This is a genomic window from Nocardiopsis halophila DSM 44494 (assembly GCF_000341245.1).
Lineage (GTDB): Bacteria > Actinomycetota > Actinomycetes > Streptosporangiales > Streptosporangiaceae > Nocardiopsis_A > Nocardiopsis_A halophila.
In genome coordinates this window covers 1-20,799 of sequence record NZ_ANAD01000024.1, presented here as the reverse complement: position 1 = coordinate 20,799, position 20,799 = coordinate 1, and the positions used below count along the sequence as shown (strand labels likewise).

Sequence of the window (20,799 nt, the reverse complement as noted above, 5' to 3'; positions counted from 1 at the left end):
GCGGCGCCGGTGGCGTACGAGGACGCCCTGCGGCGGTACGAGCCGGTCCTGGGCCTGGAGGTGCACATCGAGCTGGGCACCGCCTCGAAGATGTTCTGCTCCTGCCCGACCGCCTTCGGCGCCGACCCCAACACCCAGGTGTGCCCGGTCTGCCTGGCGCTGCCCGGCGCGCTGCCGGTGGCCAACGAGGCCGCGGTGGCCAGCGCCATCCGGCTCGGCCTGGCGCTGGACTGCTCGATCGCCTCCTGGTGCCGCTTCGCCCGGAAGAACTACTTCTACCCGGACATGCCGAAGAACTACCAGATCTCCCAGTACGACGAGCCGCTGTGCAGCGACGGCGCGCTCGACGTGGAGGTCGACACGCCCGAGGGGCCGCGCACCTTCCGGGTGGAGATCGAGCGGGTCCACATGGAGGAGGACACCGGCAAGAGCACCCACGTGGGCGGTGCCACCGGCCGGATCCACGGCGCCAGCCACTCCAACGTGGACTACAACCGGGCCGGCATCCCGCTGCTGGAGATCGTCACCAAGCCGATCCCCGGCGCCGGCGACCTGGCCCCGCAGGTGGCCCGCGCCTACGTCGCCGAGCTGCGCGCGCTGGCCCGCTCCCTGGGCATCTCCGACGTGCGCATGGAGGAGGGCTCCCTGCGCTGCGACGTCAACGTCTCGGTCAACCCGGTCGGCGCCCGGGAGTGGGGCACCCGCACCGAGACCAAGAACGTCAACTCGCTGCGCTCGGTCGACCGCGCCGTCCGCTCGGAGATCGAGCGCCAGGCCGGCGTGCTCGACGCCGGCGGCCGCATCGTCCAGGAGACCCGCCACTTCCAGGAGAACACCGGCGCCTCGGTCTCCGGCCGCAGCAAGGAGGAGGCGCAGGACTACCGCTACTTCCCCGACCCCGACCTGGTCCCGGTCGCCCCGGGCGCCGAGTGGGTCGAGGAGCTGCGCGCCACCCTGCCCGAGCTGCCGGCCGCCAAGCGCGCGCGGGTGCGCGCCGAGTGGAGCCTCAGCGACGAGGAGCTGCGCGACCTGGTCAACGCCGACGCCATCGACCTGGTCGAGGCGACGGTGGCGGCGGGCGCCACGCCCGACGACGCCCGCAAGTGGTGGCTCAACGAGCTGTCGCGGCGCGCCGCCGAGTCCGAGACCGAGCTGTCCGCGCTGGCGATCACCCCCGAGCAGGTGGCCCGGGTGTGCGCGCTGGTCTCCTCGGGCGAGCTGACCAACAAGCTGGCGCGCCAGGTCGTGGACGGCGTGCTGGCCGGGGAGGGGTCCCCGGAGGAGGTCGTGGAGGCCCGCGGCCTCAAGGTGGTCAGCGACGACTCCGCGCTGGGCGCGGTGGTCGACCAGGTGATCGCCGACAACCCCGACATCGTGGAGAAGATCCGCGGCGGCAAGGCCGCCGCCGCGGGCAAGCTGGTCGGCGACGTGATGAAGGCGACCCGGGGGCAGGCCGACGCGGCCCGTGCGCGCGAGCTCATCCTGGAGCGGGTCGGCACGGCCTGAGCAGGGCCCGGTGCCGTCCCTCAACCCGAGCGTGACCTTGGGTGACTAGCCTGGTCGCTCCCGGCCCGTGCCGCCCCGTGCCGCGGAGTCGGCACGCTCTGCGCCAACGACCGAAAAGGGTGCCCATGAACACGGCCGTCGCCAAGGGCGACCAGCGGATCTGGCTGGGTGCGGCCTGGGTGCTCACCGTGGTGTACGCGCTGGGCACGCTGGTCCAGGTCGCGCCGGGCATCACCCTGACCGAGCGGATGGGCCACTGGCCCCCCGGGGTGGCCGCCGGCCTGGCCGCGGTCTCCCTGCTCTACAGCGCCCGGCGCCGCGCCGCCACGGCCGACGACGACCCGATGGGGGCCGACGGCGCCGACGGCACCGCCGCGCTGCGCTACCTGGGGCTGGCCGCCGCGGCCTGGAGCGCCGGGGCCGTCACCTCGGCGGTGACCGGGCTGCTGTCCACCAGCCCGGCGGTCTCGCTGACCCTGGGCGACCTGTTCAGCCTGGTGGCGCTGCCGCTGTTCGCGCTGGGGTTCACCCGGCTGGCCCCGCTGCCGCAGGGCCTGCGGCCGGTCACCCGGCACCTGACCGACTCCTACGTGGCGGCGGCCGCGCTGTTCGCGGTGGTCTGGCTGCTGCTGTTCGCACCGCTCTACAGCGAGCTGGGCGAGGGCGGGGAGTACCTGGGCTTCGCGCTGGTCTACCCGGTGGCCGACATCGCGGTGCTGTGCCTGATCGCGCCGCTGGCCTTCACCTCCCCGCACAGCACCCGCCGCGCGGTGGCGATCGCCATGTCGGCCTTCGTCATCGTGGCCGGGGCCGACCTGATCGGGGCGGTCACCCGGCTGACCGGCGACGCCCCGGCCGGGGGCATCGAGTACCCGGTGCGGCTGCTGGGCTTCGCGCTGCTGGGCGCGCTGCCCTGGCTGATCCGGGACCGGGCCGGGGCGCGCCCGCGCCGGATCACCGGCCGCGGGCTGTACCGCTTCGCCCCGGAGATCGCCGCGATCGCCGCGCTGGGGCTGGCCGCGGTGGTGCTCACCGCGGCGGCGCTGCACGTGCCCGGGGTGGCCGCGGTGCTGCCGCTGGCCGCCGGGTCGGCGGTGCTGGTGCTGCTGGTGCGCATGGCCGGGCTGCTGGAGGAGAACGGCACCCTGAACCGGATGCTGCTCACCCGCGAGGCCCACTTCCACGAGCTGGCGCGCAACAGCGGCGACGTCATCCTCATCCTGGAGGGCGACGGCGGGGTGTTCTACGTCAGCCCCGGCGCCCCCGAGGCCTTCGGCTACACCCTGGACGACCTGGTGGCCGAGCCGGTGACGGCGATCGTGCACCCCGAGGACCTGCCGCGCACCGCCGAGGCGGTGCGGCTGTTCGAGCGGGGCGGCGGCCCGGGCAGCGTGCACCTGCGGCTGCGGGTGCGCGCCGGGGACGGCACCTGGCGGCACACCGAGTCCACCGTCTCGCTGTACGAGCAGCCGGGCGAGCCGGACCGGCTGCTGGTGACCACCCGCGACATCAGCGCCCAGGTGGCCCTGGAGGACCAGGTCAACCACCTGACCTTCCACGACGGCATCACCGGGCTGCCCAACCGGGCCTACCTGGAGGAGCGGGCGCGGGACATGATCGCCCGCCGGGAGCGGGCCGCCGACCCCGGCCGGGAGCAGGCCCCCGCGGGGGAGATCGCCGCGATCTTCCTGGACCTGGACGGGTTCACCGCGGTCAACGACTCGGCCGGGCACACCTTCGGCGACTACCTGCTGGCGCAGGCGGCGCGGCGGCTGCGCGCGGCCGCGGTGGCCGGGGTGACCCTGGCCCGGTGGGGCGGCGACGAGTTCGCGGTGCTGGTGGAGGGCGGCGCGCACGCCCAGCGGGTCGTGGACCTGGCCGAGCGGCTGGGCCGGGCGATCGCCGCCGAGCCGTTCCAGGTGGCCGACCGCGAGGTGGTGCTCACCGCCTGCGCGGGGGTGGCCTTCGCCGAGTCCGGAATGGACGCCGGCGAGCTGATGCGCAACGCCGACATGGCGCTGGCCCGTGCCAAGGAGCAGGGCGGCGGCCGCATGGAGGTCTACGCCGCCGACATGCACGCCCAGGTGGTGGGCCGGCTGGAGCTGCAGGCGCGGCTGCGCCAGGCCCTGGCCGACCGCGAGTTCACCCTGGAGTACCAGCCGGTGGTGGACCTGGAGAGCTCGCAGGTCACCGCGGTGGAGGCGCTGGTGCGCTGGCGCCGCCGCGAGGAGGACGCCGACGGCGAGCCNCCGCGGGGGAGCCGGTCGACCGGCTGCTGCTGCCCGAGGAGTTCATCGGCGCGGCCGAGGAGTCCGGCCTGATCGTGCCGCTGGGCGCCTGGGTGCTGCGGGAGGCGTGCGAGAAGGTGGCGCTGTGGCGGGCGGCCGAGTGGGACATCGGGCTGAGCGTGAACCTGTCGGTGCGCCAGATCCTGTCCGCGCGCTTCGTGGAGACGGTGGCGCAGGCGCTGGAGGACAGCGGCCTGCCGGCCCGGGTGCTGACGCTGGAGGTCGACGAGGAGGTCCTGCTGGAGGACCCCGGCGAGGCGGTGGAGCGGCTCTCCGCGCTGCGCCGGCTGGGGGTGCGGCTGGCCATCGACGACTTCGGGATGGGGTACGCCTCCCTGGCCCACCTGCGCGAGCTGCGGGTGGACGAGATCAAGATCGACCCCTCCTTCGTCCGGGACCTGGGGGCCGACGGCACCGTCACCCTGCTCACCCACACCATCGTGCGGCTCGGACAGGACCTGGGGGTCCAGGTGGTGGCCGAGGGCATCGAGCGCCCCGAGCAGCTGGAGAAGCTGCGCTCCATGGGCTGCGGGCACGGCCAGGGGTTCCTGGTGGCCCGGCCGATGGCGGCCGAGGGCGTGGAGGCGCTCGTCGGCGGCGGGGCGGGCATCCCGATGTGACCGGCCGCCTCCTGACCGGCGCGTGTGGCAGGTGGGGCGTCCGCATCGTGGACCGGCCGCGCGCGCTCGCTTCCGGCTGCGGATATCTTCCCAGGTCAGGACGGACGAACGAGGGTCGGTGCCGGGTGAGTATGCGCCACGTCACATCCCACATGGTGAGATGATGTCGGGAATCGGTTGACGCCCGCCCCCGGGTTCGCCAAGGTTGACACCGTGCAGAGCAACACCACCCTCATTCTCGTACTTGGTCGGCGCGCAGCCAGCTGACCGAGTCCACGTTGCTGCGCGCCTCCCTCCGACCGCATCCGCGGTGGAGGGTTTTTTGTTGCCACGGCTGGACCCCCAGGATCGCGACCGAAGGATCTTTCGATGACCGAGCGCATGACCGGAGCACGTTCGCTGATCAGGTCACTGGAGCACGCCGGTGTGGACGTGGTGTTCGGGATCCCCGGAGGGGCGATCCTCCCGGCCTACGACCCCCTCTACGACTCCCCGAAGGTCCGGCACATCCTGATGCGCCACGAGCAGGGCGCCGGGCACGCCGCCGAGGGCTACGCCTACGCCACCGGCCGCCCCGGGGTCTGCATGGCCACCAGCGGGCCGGGCGCCACCAACCTGGTCACCCCCATCGCCGACGCGCACATGGACTCGGTCCCCATGGTCGCCATCACCGGCCAGGTGGCCACCCCGATGATCGGCACCGACGCCTTCCAAGAGGCCGACATCAGCGGCATCACCATGCCGATAACCAAGCACAACTTCCTGGTCAAGGACGCCGCGGAGATCCCCCGGACCATCGCCGAGGCCTTCCACATCGCCTCCACCGGCCGCCCCGGCCCGGTCCTGGTGGACATCGCCAAGGACGCCCTGCAGACCGAGGCCGACTTCGCCTGGCCGGAGCGCCTGGACATGCCCGGCTACCGCCCGGTCACCAAGCCGCACGGCAAGCAGGTCCGCGAGGCCGCCCGGCTGATCGCCCAGGCCCGCCGCCCGGTGCTCTACGTCGGCGGCGGGGTACTGCGCGCCGGCGCCCACCAGGAGCTGCGGGTGCTGGCCGAGCTGACCGGCGTCCCGGTGGTCACCACCCTGATGGCGCGCGGCGTCTTCCCCGACTCCCACCCCCAGCACCTGGGGATGCCGGGCATGCACGGCACCGTCCCGGCGGTCGGCGCCCTGCAGCGGGCCGACCTGGTCGTCGCCCTGGGCGCGCGCTTCGACGACCGGGTCACCGGCCGCCTGGACAGCTTCGCCAAGGACGCGGCCATCGTGCACGCCGACATCGACCCGGCCGAGATCTCCAAGAACCGCCACGCCGACGTGCCCATCGTCGGCGACTGCCGCGAGGTCCTGGCCGACCTGGTCGTGGCGGTGCGCAAGGACCAGTCCGAGGGCCGCCGCGGCGACTACGAGTCCTGGTGGGCCCAGCTGAACCGGCTGCGCGAGGAGTACCCGCTGGGCTACGAGCCGGCCGAGGAGGGCGGGCTGTCCCCCCAGCACGTCATCCGCCGGCTGGGCGAGATCGCCGGCCCCGAGTCCACCTACGTCGCCGGCGTCGGCCAGCACCAGATGTGGGCCGCCCAGTTCATCGGGCACGAGCGCCCCGGCGCCTTCCTCAACTCCGGGGGCCTGGGCACCATGGGCTTCTCGGTCCCGGCGGCGCTGGGCGCCAAGGTCGCCGAGCCGGACCGCACCGTGTGGGCGGTCGACGGCGACGGCTGCTTCCAGATGACCAACCAGGAGCTGGCCACCTGCGCCATCGAAGGCATCCCGATCAAGGTCGCGGTGGTCAACAACGGCAACCTGGGCATGGTCCGCCAGTGGCAGACCCTGTTCTACGAGGGCCGCTACTCCAACACCAACCTGCAGACCTCCCCGCCCGAAGAGGAGGAGAAGGTCCGCATCCCGGACTTCGTGCGGCTGGCCGAGGCGTACGGTTGTGTCGGACTGCGGTGCGAGCGGCCCGAGGACGTCGACGCCACCATCGAGAAGGCGATGGCCGTCGACGACGCCCCCGTCGTGGTCGACTTCACGGTCCACCACGACGCGATGGTCTGGCCCATGGTCGGCCCGGGCGTCAGCAACGACAACATCCAGTACGCGCGCGACATGGCGCCGGACTGGGGCGACGAGGACTGACGAGGACCACGAGAAGCGACGAGCAGAAAGGCCAGCCACCCATGAGCCAGCACACGCTCTCCGTCCTCGTCGAGGACACCCCGGGCATCCTCGCCCGCGCCTCGGCGCTGTTCTCGCGCCGCGGCTTCAACATCCACTCCCTCAGCGTCAGCACCACCGAGTACGAGGGACTGTCCCGCATGACGATCGTGGTCAACTGCGACCGCCACCCCTTGGAGCAGGTGACCAAGCAGCTCAACAAGCTCGTGAACGTCATCAAGATCGTCGAGATGGACAACGACGCATCGGTCCGCAGGGAACTGCTGATGGCCAAGGTCAAGGCCGACGCCTCCAGCCGCCCCCACGTGGTCCAGACCGCCGAGCTCTTCCGCGCGAACATCGTCGACGTCTCCACCGACGTCGTCGTCATCGAGGCCACCGGCAAACCCGAGAAGCTCGATGCGCTGATCCGCAACCTAGAGCCCTACGGGATCAAGGAACTGGTCAAGTCGGGCCTGGTCGCGCTCGGCCGCGGCCCCCGGTCGATCACGGACCGCTCGCTGCGCCCGGTGGAGCGCAGCGCCTGAGCCCGCGCCGCGCCCCGGCGGACGAGCGGCGGGCGGCGGACAAGACGACAAGAAACACGAGCAAGGAGCACTCCGACGTGGCAGCACAGATGTACTACGACGACAGCGCCGACCTGAGCACGGTCCAGGGGCGCAAGGTCGCCGTGATCGGCTACGGCAGCCAGGGGCACGCGCACGCGCTGTCGCTGCGCGACTCCGGGGTGGACGTGCGCATCGGCCTGGCCGAGGGCTCCAAGAGCCGCGCCAAGGCCGAGGAGGAGGGCCTGCGGGTGCTCACCCCCGCCGAGGCCACCCGCGAGGCCGACCTGATCATGGTCCTGGTGCCCGACCACATCCACCGCGACCTGTACGCCGAGGAGATCGCGCCGAACCTGAGCAAGGGCGACGCGCTCTTCTTCGGCCACGGCTTCAGCATCCGCTACGGCCTGATCGAGCCGCCGGCCGACGTGGACGTGGCCATGGTCGCCCCCAAGGGCCCGGGCCACCTGGTGCGCCGCCAGTTCGAGGAGGGGCGCGGCGTGCCGGTGCTGGTCGCGGTCGAGCAGGACGCCTCCGGCTCGGCCTGGGAGCTGGCGCTGTCCTACGCCAAGGGCATCGGCGGCACCCGCGCCGGCGCGCTGAAGACCACCTTCACCGAGGAGACCGAGACCGACCTGTTCGGCGAGCAGGTCGTGCTCTGCGGCGGCCTGGCCGAGCTGATCAAGGCCGGCTTCGCCACCCTGACCGAGGCCGGCTACCAGCCGGAGGTGGCCTACTTCGAGTGCCTGCACGAGGTCAAGCTGATCGTCGACCTGCTCTACGAGGGCGGCATCTCCAAGATGAACTGGTCGGTCTCGGACAACGCCGAGTACGGCGGCTACACCCGCGGCCCGCGGGTGATCACCGAGCAGACCCGCGAGGAGATGCGGCGCATCCTGGCCGAGGTGCAGGACGGCACCTACGCCCGGGAGCTGGTCGCCGAGTTCGACGCCGGTCGGCCCAACTTCCTCAAGCGGCGCGAGGCCGAGCAGAACGAGCCGATCGAGAAGGTCGGCGCCGAGCTGCGCCCGCTGATGAGCTGGCTCAAGGGCTGAGGCCGGGCCCGGTCGCGTCCTGCCGGGGGCCGGCGGCGGGCGGACGGCGCGTGCGCGCGCCGTCCGCCCCGCGCATGCGGGGGAAGGATCACAACCCTCGCCCTCCCCGCCCGCGATCCCGACTGCCGGACTAGACTTTTCACGGCCGACGCACCCGACAGAGACCGACTGGCAACCCACATAAGGATCACGCTGTGCCCAAGCCCTCCGTACTCGTCGCGGAAGAACTCTCGCCCGCCGGACTCGCTCTCCTGGAGGGGGACTTCGAGGTCCGCCACACCACCGGCGCCGACCGCTCCCAGCTGCTTCCTGCCCTCGCCGACGTGGACGCCCTGATCGTGCGGAGCGCCACCCAGGTCGACGCCGAGGCGCTCGCGGCCGCCCCGAAGCTCAAGGTCGTCGCCCGCGCCGGGGTGGGTCTGGACAACGTCGACGTCGACGCCGCCACCAAGGCCGGCGTCCTGGTCGTCAACGCCCCCACCTCCAACATCATCAGCGCCGCCGAGCAGGCCGTGAACCTGCTGCTGGCCAGCGCCCGCAACACCGCCCCCGCGCACAACGCCCTGGTCAACGGGGAGTGGAAGCGGTCGAAGTACACCGGTGTGGAGGTCTACGACAAGACGGTGGGCGTGGTCGGCCTCGGGCGCATCGGCGCCCTGGTGGCCCAGCGCCTGGCGGCCTTCGGCACCAAGCTCATCGCCTACGACCCCTTCGTGCAGCCGGCCCGCGCCGCGCAGATGGGCGTGGAGATGGTGAGCCTGGACGAGCTGCTGCAGCGCTCGGACTTCATCACCATCCACCTTCCCAAGAGCAAGGACACCCTGGGCCTGATCGGCGACGAGGCCCTGCACAAGGTCAAGCCCAGCGTGCGGGTCATCAACGCCGCCCGCGGCGGCATCCTCGACGAGGACGCCCTGTACCGCGCCATCAAGGAGGGGCGGGTGGCCGGCGCCGGCATCGACGTGTGGGCCAGCGAGCCGTGCACCGACAGCCCGCTGTTCGAGTTCGAGAACGTGGTGGTCGCCCCGCACCTGGGCGCCAGCACCCACGAGGCCCAGGAGAAGGCCGGCACCCAGGTGGTGCGCTCGGTCAAGCTCGCGCTGGCCGGGGAGTTCGTGCCCGACGCGGTGAACGTGCAGGGCGGCGCGGTGGCCGAGGAGGTCAAGCCGGGGCTGCCGCTGGCCGAGAAGCTGGGGCGCATCTTCACCTCCCTGGCCGAGAGCCTGGCCACCCGGATCGACGTGGAGGTGCGCGGGGAGATCGCCGCGCACGACGTCAAGGTGGTCGAGCTGGCCGCGCTCAAGGGCGTGTTCGGCGGCGTCGTCGAGGAGGCGGTGACCTTCGTCAACGCCCCGCTGCTGGCCAAGGAGCGGGGGGTGGAGGTCAACCTGCGCACGGGGGAGGGGGACGCCGACTGGCGGAACCTGATCACGGTGCGCGGGGTGCTCTCCGACGGCCGCCGGGTATCGGTGTCGGGCACCCTGACCGGGCCGCGGCAGACCGAGAAGCTCGTCGAGGTCAACGGCTACAGCATGGAGATCGCGCTCAGCGACCACATGGCCTTCCTGTCCTACGACGACCGCCCGGGCATCGTGGGCACCGTGGGCGCGCTGCTGGGCGAGTCCTCGGTGAACATCGCCGGCATGCAGGTCAGCCGGGACACCCAGGGCGGCACGGCGCTGATCATCCTCACCGTCGACTCGGCCATCCCGGGCCCGACGCTGGAGGCGATCTCCACCGAGATCCGCGCCGAGACCACCCGCCAGGTGGACCTGGAGGACTGACCCCCTCCGCACGCNCCCCCCCCGCCGTCTTTTCCGCACTTCTCCCCCGGGGGCCCTGGAGAGAAGATCGGACATCCGATATTCTGTCGTCCGAATAATCCCGTCGGCGCGACTCCGCGCCGCGGCCGCGCGCCCCGCCGCCCCCGCCCGCAACTCGGGCCCGGGCCGGCCGGAGCCCCGCAGGACCACTTCCGCAGGGCCGGACCACCGCGCGCTCTCCACGTGTGCACACACGCGTCTCCTCACCTTTCTGCACTGCATCTGTTCTGCACCGCCGTAGCGCGCCCCTGTGCGGGCGCGGACGAGGAGGACCGCCATGTACGACACCGCCGACACCCCCGCCGAGGACCGCGAAGAGGCCGCCCGCGCCCTGCAGGACGCCTTCGAGCGCAGGGACAACGGGACGCCCGAGGGGCGCTAGAGTTGTCTCAGAGAACGTAACGCCGGTCTCGGTATGTGAGATGCCGGGATCGCACCGATTCGATAGGCAGGGCTGGCTGTATGGCTGCGCGCACCGTTGATCTGGCCGTCATCCCCGGCGACGGGATCGGCCCGGAGGTCGTCGCCGAGGGGCTGAAGGTGCTCTCGGCCGCCGCCGGGGACGACCTGGACGTGGGGACCACCGAGTACGACCTGGGGGCCCGCCGCTGGCACGCGTCCGGCGAGACCCTCACCGACGGGGTGGAGGCCCGGCTGCGCGGGCACGATGCGATCCTGCTGGGCGCCGTGGGCGACCCCTCGGTGCCCAGCGGGGTGCTCGAACGCGGCCTGCTGCTGCGGCTGCGCTTCGCCTTCGCCCACTACGTCAACCTGCGCCCGGTGCGGCTCTACCCGGGCGTGTCCACCCCGCTGGCCGACCGGGCCCCCGAGGACATCGACATGCTCGTCGTCCGCGAGGGCACCGAGGGGCCCTACGCCGGGATGGGCGGGGTGCTGCGCAAGGGCACCCCGGACGAGATCGCCACCCAGGACAGCGTCAACACCCGGATGGGCGTGGAGCGGGTGGTGCGCTACGCCTTCGCCAAGGCCGCCGAGCGGTCCCGCCGCACGCTCACCCTGGTGCACAAGGACAACGTGCTCACCTACGCCGGCGACCTGTGGCAGCGCGCCGTGCGCGAGGTGGGGGCCGAGTACCCGCAGGTGGCGGTGGACTACTGCCACGTGGACGCGGCGGCCATGTTCTTCGTGAACCAGCCCGAGCGGTTCGACGTGATCGTCACCGACAACCTGTTCGGCGACATCATCACCGACATCGGCGCCGCGATCACCGGCGGCATCGGGCTGGCCGCCAGCGGCAACGTCAACCCCGTCGGCGCCTTCCCCAGCATGTTCGAGCCGGTCCACGGGTCCGCCCCGGACATCGCGGGGCAGGGCAAGGCCGACCCGACCGCCACGGTGCTCTCGGTCGCGCTGATGCTGGAGCACCTCGGCCTGCCCGCCGCCGCCCGGCGGGTCGAGGCCGCGGTCGCCGAGGACCTGCAGGTGCGCGCCAAGGAGCAGAGTGCGCGCTCCACCGCGCAGATCGGCGACGACCTGGTCCGCCGAGTAGCCGGGCAGGACTGAACCGCGACACCCCCTCCCGGTTCGGCCCTGCACCCCCACCAGGCCGGGCGGCCGGACCGGGAGCCCTCCTCCCAGGTGCCCTCTCCTACGGCGCGCCCGGGTCCGCCGCCGTCGCCCGCCCGCCGGGCACTGGCAGCGGACGCGCCGCTTCCGTCAGACTGGAACCCGGACCGGCAGCGCTGCCGGACCGACGTAGGTGAGAGGACCTGAGAGACCCATGAGCAACGGCACCACCACAAGCGGGTTGACGTTCGACGTCCGGCCCTCGTCCCAGCGGAGGACCCCGCAGGAGCGAGCAGCGCTGCTGGACGACCCCGGGTTCGGCAATGTGTTCACCGACCACATGGTGACCATCCGCTACACCGAGGGGAAGGGGTGGCACGACGCGAAGCTGGAGCCCTATGGGCCCCTCGTGCTCGACCCGGCCACCAAGGCCCTGCACTACGCGCAGGAGATCTTCGAAGGGCTCAAGGCCTACCGGCACCCGGACGGCACCGCCGCGTGCTTCCGGCCCGAGGCCAACGCCGAGCGGATGAACCGCAGCGCCCGGCGCATGGCCATGCCCGAGCTGCCCGAGGAGCTGTTCGTCCGCTCCATCGAGCTGCTGCTCGAACACGACGGGGACTGGATCCCCACGCAGCAGGACGCCAGCCTCTACCTGCGTCCCTACATGATCGCCACCGAGGTCGGCCTGGGCGTCAACGGGCCCTCGTCCAGCTACCTGTTCGGGCTGATCGCCTCGCCCTCGGGCCCCTACTTCAGCGGCGGCGTCCGTCCGGTGACCGTGTGGCTGAGCGAGGACTACACCCGCGCCGCCCCGGGCGGCACCGGTGAGGCCAAGTTCGCCGGCAACTACGCCGCCAGCTTCCTGGCCCAGCGCCAAGCGGTCGAGCAGGGCTGCGACCAGTGCGTCTGGCTCGACGCGGTGGAGCACCGCTGGGTCGAGGAGATGGGCGGGATGAACCTGTTCTTCGTCTTCGGCTCCGGCGAGGACGCCCGCATCCTCACCCCCGGGCTCACCGGCACGCTGCTGCCCGGCATCACCCGCGACTCCCTGCTCAAGCTCGCGCCCGAGCTGGGCGTGCCCGCCGAGGAGGGCCGCATCTCCACCGAGGAGTGGCGCCAGGGCGCGGTCAGCGGGGAGATCACCGAGGTCTTCGCCTGCGGCACCGCCGCGGTCATCACGCCCGTCGGCCACGTCAAGAGCGCCCAGGGCGCCTTCACCGTCGGCACCGGCGAGCCGGGCCCGGTGACCATGCGCCTGCGCGAGGAGCTGGTGGCCCTGCAGTACGGCAAGCGGCCCGACACCCACGGGTGGATCCGCACCTTCCCCAAGGCCTGAGACCCCGGCGGTGACCGTGCCCCGGCCCTGCTCCCGCCGGGGCGGCACGCCTCCGACGCGCGCGCCGACGTGCCCGCCGAACGGCCCGCGCACGTCCGGATCCAGGAATCTCCGTCCCGAATCGTGAGACGATTCCGCCGTGAACTCCGCTTCTGCGGGGACGCTGTGGCAGACTGGCCGCGTGCCGTCTCAGGTGATCATTATCGTGAGGCGCGCCGGCTGAAAGCGGACCCCGCCGGCGCGCCGACCTCTCGTGTCCACGAGGGGTCTTTTTTATTGGCGGCGCGCGGGCGGGCTCCGGCACCACGGGCAGCATCCGACTCGGGAGTACCACCGATGCCAGACGAGAGCTTCCACGTCTTCGACACGACACTGCGCGACGGGGCCCAGCGCGAGGGGATCGCACTGACCGTCGCCGACAAGCTCGCCATCGCGCGGCTGCTCGACACCTTCGGCGTGGGCTTCATCGAGGGCGGCTGGCCGGGGGCCAACCCCAAGGACACCGAGTTCTTCCGGAGGGCTTCACAAGAGCTCGACCTGGAGCACGCGCGGCTCACCGCGTTCGGCGCGACCCGCCGGCCGGGGGCCGAGGCGGCGGACGACCCACAGGTCGCCGCACTGCGCGACTCGGGTGCTCCCGTGGTGACGCTGGTGGCCAAGAGCGACGTCCGGCACGTGGAGCGTGCGCTGCGCACCACGCCGGAGGAGAACCTGGCGATGATCGCCGACACGGTGGCCCACCTGAGGGCCGAGGGGCGCCGGGTCTTCGTGGACCTGGAGCACTTCTTCGACGGCTACCTCTACGACCCCGCGTACGCCCTGGAGGCGGTGCGCACCGTCGCCGAGGCCGGGGCCGACGCGGCGGTGCTGTGCGACACCAACGGCGGGATGCTGCCCGCCGGCGTCGGCCGGACCGTGGAGCGGGTCCTGGAGGGGACCGGGGCGCGGCTGGGCATCCACGCCCAGGACGACACCGGGTGCGCGGTCGCCAACACCCTGGCCGCGGTGGACGCGGGGGCGACCCACGTCCAGTGCACCGCCAACGGGTACGGGGAGCGGGTGGGCAACGCCGACCTGTTCTCGGTGGTCGCGGCGCTGGAGCTCAAGCACGGGCGGAAGGTGCTGCCCGAGGGGCGCCTGGCCGAGGCCTCCCGGGTCTCTACGGCCATCGCCGAGCTGGTCAACATCGCCCCGGCCACCCACCAGCCCTACGTGGGGGTGTCGGCGTTCGCGCACAAGGCGGGGCTGCACGCCTCGGCCATCAAGGTCGACCCGGACCTGTACCAGCACACCGACCCGGAGCAGGTCGGCAACGTCATGCGGATGCTGGTGTCCGACATGGCGGGGCGCGCCTCCATCGAGCTCAAGGCCGAGGAGCTGGGCGTGGACCTGGGCGGCGACCGGGCGCCGGCGGCGCGGGCGGTCGAGCGGATCAAGGAGATGGAGACCCGCGGGTACAGCTTCGAGGCGGCGGACGCCTCCCTCGAACTCCTCCTGCGGGAAGAACTCGGCCAGGCCCCGGAGCTCTTCGCCGCCGAATCGTGGCGGGTCATCACCGAGCGCCGCCCCGACGGGGCCGCGGTCAGCGAGGCCACCGTGAAGCTGCACGTCAAGGGCGAGCGGGTGATCGCCACCGCCGAGGGCAACGGCCCGGTCAACGCCCTGGACCGGGCGCTGCGCCAGGCGATGGAGGGGGTGTTCCCCGAGCTGGCGGCGCTGCGGCTGGTGGACTACAAGGTCCGCATCCTGGAAGGCGGCGGCACCGGCGCGGTGACGCGGATCCTGGTCACCTTCGGCGACGGCCGCGGCGAGTGGACCACCGTCGGCGTCGGCGAGAACGTCATCGACGCCTCGTGGACCGCCCTGGAGCAGGCCGTGAGGTACGGCCTCATGCGCCAGGGCCACGGGGAGTAGGAGGANNNNCCCGGCCCTCGGGGCCGGGGCCGCCGTCCCCACCGTCCCTTGCTTCGCGCCAATGTTGCTCGGCGCGCCCCCGTGGTGCGGCACCGCGTGTGTGGGAGGGAGCGGGAGGGAAGGGCAGAGCCCGGGCCTGAGCCGAGCAGCGCTAGCAGGGCAGGGGGCCGGGGGCGACCCGTGCTCTGTCCGGCTGCGGTAGTGGGGTGGGTCGGGGTTGTATCCCCACCGTCCGTTGCTTTGGGCCAGTGTTGCTTGGCGGGCCCACCCCACCCCCGTGGTGCGGCGCCGCGCCCCTCACCCGCCCCGACGGCCGGGCCCCAGGGGAGCGGGCTGCTCCTCCGCCCCGGCCGTCAGCCATCCGGCGCGAACGCCTCCAGGGTGTAGTCGAGGTCGGACCGGATCTCGAAGCCCGCCAGCCGCGCGGCCTCCTCCAGCGCGCGACCGGTCAGGTCGTAGCAGAACACCATGTCGCGGTCGTCGCCGAGCTCCAGGAAGCGGGCGAGGAAACGCGCAGACTCCTCACCGATCGGAGTGCTCCAGGCGAGCAACTCGGACTCCCGGCCATAGCCGCAGACCTCACGCTGTAATTCCATCCTCGTCACGCCCTCCAGCATCCTCCTAAGCCCCCGGGGCGGGGCCGCATCCCCACCGTCCCTTGCTTTGGGCTGGTGTTGCTCGGCGGGCCCACCCCACCCCAGTGGTCCGGCGCCGCGATCGCCAGGCGGCCGTCTTCCCCGGAAGGCCAAGGTGAGACTCCGTGGGCCGGGCAGTCGGTACTACTGGCCGTTAGGCTCAGGACTGGACCGCTGGATCGGTACATGGGCGGGCAGCGCCCGCAGGCGATCGGCGAACGCCCGGGAGGCAGGACCGACGACAGAGGCGGTTGCCAGGTCGTCTTGGAGCGCGTATAGGCGGTGGCGAGTCGTCTCCCGCAGGGAAGCCGCGGGCACCGTGTCCAAGAGCTCGTCGGCGAGCGCGCATGCCCCTTCGGCATCATGGTCGGCAGCGGCAGTGCGCGCCAAGATCGCAGTCGCCGCCGCCCACCCACCGGATCCGATCCGCTTCATCCCGCGTGCGGTCCCGGCGTGGCGTCGCGCATCCGCGAGATCGCCGAGCACAAGGTGCGCTTCCGCGAGGTGCTGGTGCAGCTCCGGCCGGTCGAACCCCCATCGGGTCTTGGGCTCCTCCTCAGCGTCTTCCATGCTCCGCTGCGCCCGCCGGGCCGCCTCCCGGGCCTCCCGCGATCGCCCCATACGGGCAAGCGGCCGAAGCTCGCACCACGCCGCCATCTGCGCATGTTGAAGCGATCCGGCTGCAAGCTCGCCCGCCTGTACAGCCAAGTCCACGGCGTCTGCATCGCGGCCGCGGAAGCCGGCGACCATGGACTGCGCTCCCACGCTCCAGCTCGCCAGACGGGCATCCCCCACGTCGGCTCCGAGACGGGCGCCGGTGCCCAGATGGATGAGGGCCCCCTCGTAGTCGGAGGCCGAGAACACGAAGTCCCCAAGCAACCCCGACAGCCACCCCGCCAAGGTGCGCAGCTCCCTGCGGTCCCGGTCGGCCTGACGGCGGGCGAGCATGCCCACGACCAGGCCGCGGCACCGGTGCACCTCGGAAGCCATCACCGCTGGCGGATGGTCCCCATAGCGTGTGGCGAAGTACTCCAGGGCCCGATGCACCTGTTCTCGGGTCTGCGGTCCACCTGTCGGCCCCTCCACTTCCAGGTGCAGCGCGATGCTGTCGGTCACCGCAGTCAGCGGTGAGTGGTCGGCCATGGTGACTCCCTGGGCGCACGGGTGGGGTTGACGGTACCAATCCGCGCCGGGGGCGGTCAGGCCAAGGCGCGCCGGGGGAACACCGAACACCTCGACCAGCGCCTCGGCGTAATCTGCGGAAGGGCGGACCCCGTCGTGCTCCCACCGGCAGATGCGAGCCTCGGTGAGCCCGGGGTCGGCCAGCCCGCGTGCGCGTATCGCCTCCACGACGGCGTCGGCGAGCTGGCGGCGAGTCCACGCGTAGGCATGCCGGTGGGCCTCCAGCGGACGGATCTGCGGCAGGCGCCGACCGATCTCGGCGGCTACCGCCTGTACGCTCCGTCCGGAGCGCTGGCCCTCTACACGGATCTGCGCGGCGGCGCGGGCCAGTTCGGCGCGGTGGCGACGGGTGATCGGCGGCATGGGCACCTCCGACAGGGGGTGGTGCGAGGCTAGCCCGGAGCCACCGGCGGAGGCATTGCCCCGCGGGGCAATGCCATCCTCACCCGACGTCATTGAGCCCCGCGTCCCCCGAGCCGTCTCCTGGAAGGTGTCCGACAGGTCTCCCCTCGTAGGAGGAACCCGCCGATGATCACCGCTGCCAAGGAAGCGGTTCGCACCGCTCCCCGCGACCCCCGCGACCTCGTTCCCGCCGACATGTGGGACCGAGAGATCGCCCTGCTCACCCGCGACCACCCGTGGGACACGGTCATGGCGAACAGGTGCTTCGGGCAGGCTGTGGCCTACCTGATCACCGCCATGGAAAAGAACGGCCGGCAACTCGGGCTCGGGTGCGGGCCGCTCATCGACATCGCCGTGCACGGCTTCATCCTCGACACCGTCAACTACCGTGAGTTCTGCCACCGCCACTTCGGCGGCCGTTTCCTGGAGCACATCCCCGAGATCGAGTTCAAGTACGACGGGTCGGTCATGGAGACCGCCCACATCATCGAGCACAACGGGTTCGCCGTCGACTGGCCGCTGTGGGAGCGCGACGGTGCCAAGTGCACCCCCTGCTACCCCGGTTCCGACTGCCACTGACCCTCTGACCACGCGGGGCCCGAGCACATCGCTCGGGCCCCGCTGCTGTGTTCACCGGTGATCATGGAGCACCTGGCGCTACCGTGTCGGCCACCACGCAGCGGCCACACGGGTACCGGAGATCATGAGCACACGCATCGACCCCGCGCAGACCACCAGCCCTGTCGGCTACTGGGACCGCTACGGCACTGGACAGGCCGACGCCGAGACACCCGAAGAAGCCCTGAAGAACGCCTTCGGTTGGTGCCAGTACGAGGGGCACGGGCCCGGCGACGAATTGCTCGGCCAGCCCGCCACCGCCCTGGAACTCGGGTTCGGCCGCGGCAACGCCGTCGCCGCGCTCGCCTCCAAGGGCATCGACGCCACCGGGGTCGACGTCTCTTCTGTACAGCGGGAACGGGCGGCCGCCCGGTGGGGCCACCTGGCGAACGCGGAGTTCGTGCGCTCAGAGGTGGTGGACTTCCTGTCCGGCGCGGGCGGACGGCGCTGGGAAGCGGTCTACTCCATCTGGGGCGCGGTGTGGTTCACCGACCCGGAGCGTCTGCTGCCCCTCATCCTCGACCGTCTGGAGCCCGGCGGCCGGCTCGTTTTCTCCCATGCACCGGCGGTCCCCGGCGCCTACGGCCCTCAAGGCATGTACGGGGCCGGGTTCACCGGGCGGCCGGTGTGGCTGTACCGGTGGGCGTACGAGCCGGAGCAGTGGGCCGACCTCCTGGCCAGATACGGCTTCACCGACGTGGACGTGCGCATCCACCCAGCCCCTGCCCCCGAACTGTTGGGTACGCTGATCGCCACTGCCTGTCGGGCTAGGTGAGCTGCGCTCGGAGAAGCACTGACGGGCCCTGCTGAGGCTAGGGCCCGTCTCGTTCTCGTGCTTACAGGTGACTCGCCTTCACATCGGTCAGGAACACAGCCCACTCCTCCTTTGAGAAGGCGATGTGCCCAGCATCTCGATGCTTGGAGTCGCGTACGGCGGCGCCGTCAGGGGTGTTGGCGACCTCTACACAGTCCTGGCCCTTGCCGACGCTGTAACTCGACTTACGGAAGACCAGGTTGCGGGGTTCCTTGAACAATGGTGTTCCTTTAGTGATCAATGAGCAGGCGCTTCAGGTAGGCGGTCGATTCCTCGACGGAGAGCGCGCTTGCATGCAGATGATCGTAGACCGTCTCGTAGTGCTCAAGTTCTACGCTGTCCTCCGGGAAGAGCCCGGACATGGAGTGCTCCAGGTAGACGGTGCTGGGATCACTCGGGAAGTCCAGGATCACGAACGAACCGCCCATGCCCGCATGCGGTCCGGCGGCGTCCGGGATGATCTGAAACTGTACGCGCCTTGACGCCTGTATCTCGATGAGGTGGCGCACCTGCTCCCGCATGGCTGACTCCGGGACCTTCCGCAGTACCCCTTCATCAACGATGGCCCACAGACGCGGTCCATCAGTGCGGGACAGGATCTGCTGTCGCATCATGCGCGCCTCCACCCGTCGCTCCACCTCTCGGTCGTCGGTCACCGTATGACCGCGAACGACGGCTCGGGCGTATTCCTCGGTCTGAAGCAGGCCGGGGATGACGAGTGGCTGGTAGGTCCGGATCCTCGATGCCTCGGTCTCCAGATCCACGTAGGCGCCGGCCCCGAGCACGTCCTTGTACCCCACCCACCAGCCGGTTTGGCTTGCTTCCAGGGCAAGGCGGACGTAGGCGTCCCGTTCAGCCTTATCTGTGACCCCATAGACGTCGAGGAGTGCGAGAACGTCATCACTTTGAAGCCGCCGCCACTCACGGTTCTCCAAGCGAGTGATCTTCGCGGCTGACCATGGTCGGTCCGGACGGAGCTTCTTCGCGGCCTTCGCCGCGGCATCCACGGTCATGCCTGCGGCCTGGCGGAGCGCGTCCAACTGTTGCGAGAGGCGGCGGCGCCGGAGCGTTGGGCTTGCAGGCAAGTCAGGGCTCCTCACGGGGGTCGGACGCCCCGATCCTACGCTCCGTGCACGGAAATCCGACATTAAGTGCACCATCCATCAGACATGGCTATTGCGTTCGACTTTCAATATTCATGCTACTTGGATATTGCAGATTTCGTTGCCGTGGGTCACCATTGGGCTACCTGGAAGTTCCCGCCGGACCTCCCATCCGGCTCGACCCCCTGGGGGACCCGTGTCCTACCTGCGATTTCTTCGTGCCCTGGTGGCTCTGGTGCCGACTCCGCGACCGCGCGGCCGGCACTCGCGCAGCCGCTTCCGCCAGGCCGCTCCGACCGTGCCGTGCGCGGTGACCGCGCCGCCCCTGCGCCGCTCCGACGGCCTCGATGACCTGCGTGCCGAGCTCGCCCCGCTGGTGCGCGAGCTGCTCGCCGTCCGGGCGGAGGCCGCGCGATGACCCGCCGCACCACCACCGGGCCGCCGTGCCCCGCCTACCGCACGGCCGGCGCCGACGACCTCATCGACGCCCTACTGTCCGTCCTCGCGGTCCCCGTGCGCTCCGGCAACTGGCGCGACCGGCAAGCCCTTCTCGCCATCCGCGCCGATGCGGCGCGCGGCGTCCTGCGGGCCGCTCCGCACATCCCCCTGGAGGCCGTGGTCGAAGGCCTCCGCCGCCTCCCGGAGGAGTTCCCCGACGACGGAACCGGGTGTGCGGCATGAGCATCAGCTACACCCCGCCCCGCCTGGGCGGCGACCGGTACGCCCGCTTCGTCGAACTGGCCCTGCGCTATGCGCCCTCCTGGGGCGTCGGCTACACCAGCGACGGCTCCGCTCTGCTGTTCACGGCCGAACACGCGGTCCACGGCTTCGGACTCGCCTGCCATGACCTGGAGGTCTTCGGCGTCCTCTTGGGGCGCGCCGACCGGTGCCTGAGCCTCGTGCCGCCTGGAGCGAAGGGCGGCGATGCGCGCGAATTCGAGAAGGCCGCACGCGAGCGCCACGACCTCGCGGCCCTTATGGAACAGCCCTCCGAGAGTCGCGCCGCAGAGGTGGCGGCCCTCAGGAACTCGGCCACGGAATAACCGACTGAACACCGAGCGGAAGTGCACCCGCCGCGCCCGATGCCCCGCCTCCGACACCGGGCGGCGCGGCGGGCGGGCCACCGCTCCCGGTCGTGTCCGCTGGAGTGGTAGAGCTTTCGGCCGCGTCCTTGTGAACGGTGCGACCGCTGCGGCGTGACCGGCGGCCCCGCCCCGGGTGCGCGCCCCCTCCTCGCCGTTGATCTCGGGGGA

General features: G+C 71.8%; 16 protein-coding genes and 1 pseudogene. 13 read left to right on the top strand and 4 right to left on the bottom strand.

Features of this window, described 5'->3' with window-relative positions; all coding sequences use genetic code 11:
* Nucleotides 1–9: 9 nt before the first annotated feature.
* The 9 genes and pseudogenes from gatB to cimA all read left to right on the top strand — a co-directional run bounded on the left by gatB (nucleotide 10) and on the right by cimA (nucleotide 14,792).
* Nucleotides 10–1,506, top strand: a complete 1,497-nt coding sequence (gene gatB / locus D450_RS0102940; protein ID WP_026124667.1) for an Asp-tRNA(Asn)/Glu-tRNA(Gln) amidotransferase subunit GatB — start codon at nucleotides 10–12, stop codon at nucleotides 1,504–1,506.
* 125 nt (nucleotides 1,507–1,631) lie between these two features.
* Nucleotides 1,632–4,414, top strand: a pseudogene (locus D450_RS29275) (putative bifunctional diguanylate cyclase/phosphodiesterase).
* Between the two features lie 369 nt (nucleotides 4,415–4,783).
* Nucleotides 4,784–6,550 carry an acetolactate synthase large subunit gene (locus D450_RS0102930; RefSeq protein WP_017537184.1) on the top strand — a complete coding sequence of 589 codons (1,767 nt, stop codon included), beginning with the start codon at nucleotides 4,784–4,786 and terminating at the stop codon, nucleotides 6,548–6,550.
* 41 nt (nucleotides 6,551–6,591) lie between these two features.
* A complete protein-coding gene (ilvN, locus tag D450_RS0102925; RefSeq protein WP_017537183.1) occupies nucleotides 6,592–7,116 on the top strand; it encodes an acetolactate synthase small subunit in 525 nt (174 codons plus the stop codon).
* Entirely contained in the window at nucleotides 7,113–8,189 is a 1,077-nt protein-coding gene (ilvC, locus tag D450_RS0102920; RefSeq protein ID WP_275041881.1) for a ketol-acid reductoisomerase, read from the top strand. The genes ilvN and ilvC overlap by 4 nt, the downstream gene beginning before the upstream one ends.
* Nucleotides 8,190–8,383: 194 nt before the next feature.
* Nucleotides 8,384–9,973, top strand: coding sequence for a phosphoglycerate dehydrogenase (serA, locus tag D450_RS0102915; protein ID WP_017537181.1), 1,590 nt, complete (start codon nucleotides 8,384–8,386; stop codon nucleotides 9,971–9,973).
* Between the two features lie 501 nt (nucleotides 9,974–10,474).
* Nucleotides 10,475–11,536, top strand: a complete 1,062-nt coding sequence (locus D450_RS0102905; RefSeq protein ID WP_017537179.1) for a 3-isopropylmalate dehydrogenase — start codon at nucleotides 10,475–10,477, stop codon at nucleotides 11,534–11,536.
* A 217-nt stretch (nucleotides 11,537–11,753) separates the two neighbouring features.
* Nucleotides 11,754–12,878 carry a branched-chain amino acid aminotransferase gene (locus tag D450_RS0102900; protein ID WP_017537178.1) on the top strand — a complete coding sequence of 375 codons (1,125 nt, stop codon included), beginning with the start codon at nucleotides 11,754–11,756 and terminating at the stop codon, nucleotides 12,876–12,878.
* A gap of 336 nt (nucleotides 12,879–13,214) precedes the next feature.
* Nucleotides 13,215–14,792, top strand: a complete 1,578-nt coding sequence (cimA, locus tag D450_RS0102895) for a citramalate synthase (RefSeq protein ID WP_017537177.1) — start codon at nucleotides 13,215–13,217, stop codon at nucleotides 14,790–14,792.
* A 353-nt stretch (nucleotides 14,793–15,145) separates the two neighbouring features.
* Here cimA and D450_RS0102890 read toward each other — a convergent pair whose 3' ends face one another.
* Together D450_RS0102890 and D450_RS0102885 are read right to left on the bottom strand one after the other, a co-directional pair.
* The gene (locus tag D450_RS0102890) at nucleotides 15,146–15,388 is read right to left on the bottom strand and encodes a DUF7683 domain-containing protein (RefSeq protein WP_241483034.1); all 243 of its coding nucleotides are present in this window, start codon (nucleotides 15,386–15,388) and stop codon (nucleotides 15,146–15,148) included.
* A 183-nt stretch (nucleotides 15,389–15,571) separates the two neighbouring features.
* Nucleotides 15,572–16,972 carry a helix-turn-helix transcriptional regulator gene (locus D450_RS0102885; protein WP_039820075.1) on the bottom strand — a complete coding sequence of 467 codons (1,401 nt, stop codon included), beginning with the start codon at nucleotides 16,970–16,972 and terminating at the stop codon, nucleotides 15,572–15,574.
* 165 nt (nucleotides 16,973–17,137) lie between these two features.
* Between D450_RS0102885 and D450_RS0102880 the strand changes: the two genes are divergently transcribed.
* Nucleotides 17,138–17,590 carry a glycine-rich domain-containing protein gene (locus D450_RS0102880; protein WP_017537174.1) on the top strand — a complete coding sequence of 151 codons (453 nt, stop codon included), beginning with the start codon at nucleotides 17,138–17,140 and terminating at the stop codon, nucleotides 17,588–17,590.
* A gap of 124 nt (nucleotides 17,591–17,714) precedes the next feature.
* Nucleotides 17,715–18,404 (top strand): class I SAM-dependent methyltransferase, encoded by a 690-nt coding sequence (locus D450_RS0102875; protein ID WP_017537173.1) that lies wholly within the window; start codon nucleotides 17,715–17,717, stop codon nucleotides 18,402–18,404.
* A gap of 61 nt (nucleotides 18,405–18,465) precedes the next feature.
* On the opposite strand, the gene D450_RS0102870 is transcribed toward D450_RS0102875, so the two are convergent.
* A complete protein-coding gene (locus D450_RS0102870; RefSeq protein ID WP_017537172.1) occupies nucleotides 18,466–18,663 on the bottom strand; it encodes a DUF397 domain-containing protein in 198 nt (65 codons plus the stop codon).
* 10 nt (nucleotides 18,664–18,673) lie between these two features.
* Entirely contained in the window at nucleotides 18,674–19,528 is an 855-nt protein-coding gene (locus D450_RS0102865; protein WP_017537171.1) for a helix-turn-helix domain-containing protein, read from the bottom strand.
* A gap of 432 nt (nucleotides 19,529–19,960) precedes the next feature.
* On the opposite strand from D450_RS0102865, the gene D450_RS0102855 reads away from it, so the two are divergent.
* Both D450_RS0102855 and D450_RS0102850 read left to right on the top strand, forming a co-directional pair.
* Entirely contained in the window at nucleotides 19,961–20,227 is a 267-nt protein-coding gene (locus D450_RS0102855) for a hypothetical protein (protein WP_017537169.1), read from the top strand.
* The gene (locus D450_RS0102850) at nucleotides 20,224–20,589 is read left to right on the top strand and encodes a hypothetical protein (protein ID WP_017537168.1); all 366 of its coding nucleotides are present in this window, start codon (nucleotides 20,224–20,226) and stop codon (nucleotides 20,587–20,589) included. Before D450_RS0102855 ends, D450_RS0102850 begins: the two co-directional genes overlap by 4 nt.
* Nucleotides 20,590–20,799 lie beyond the last annotated feature (210 nt).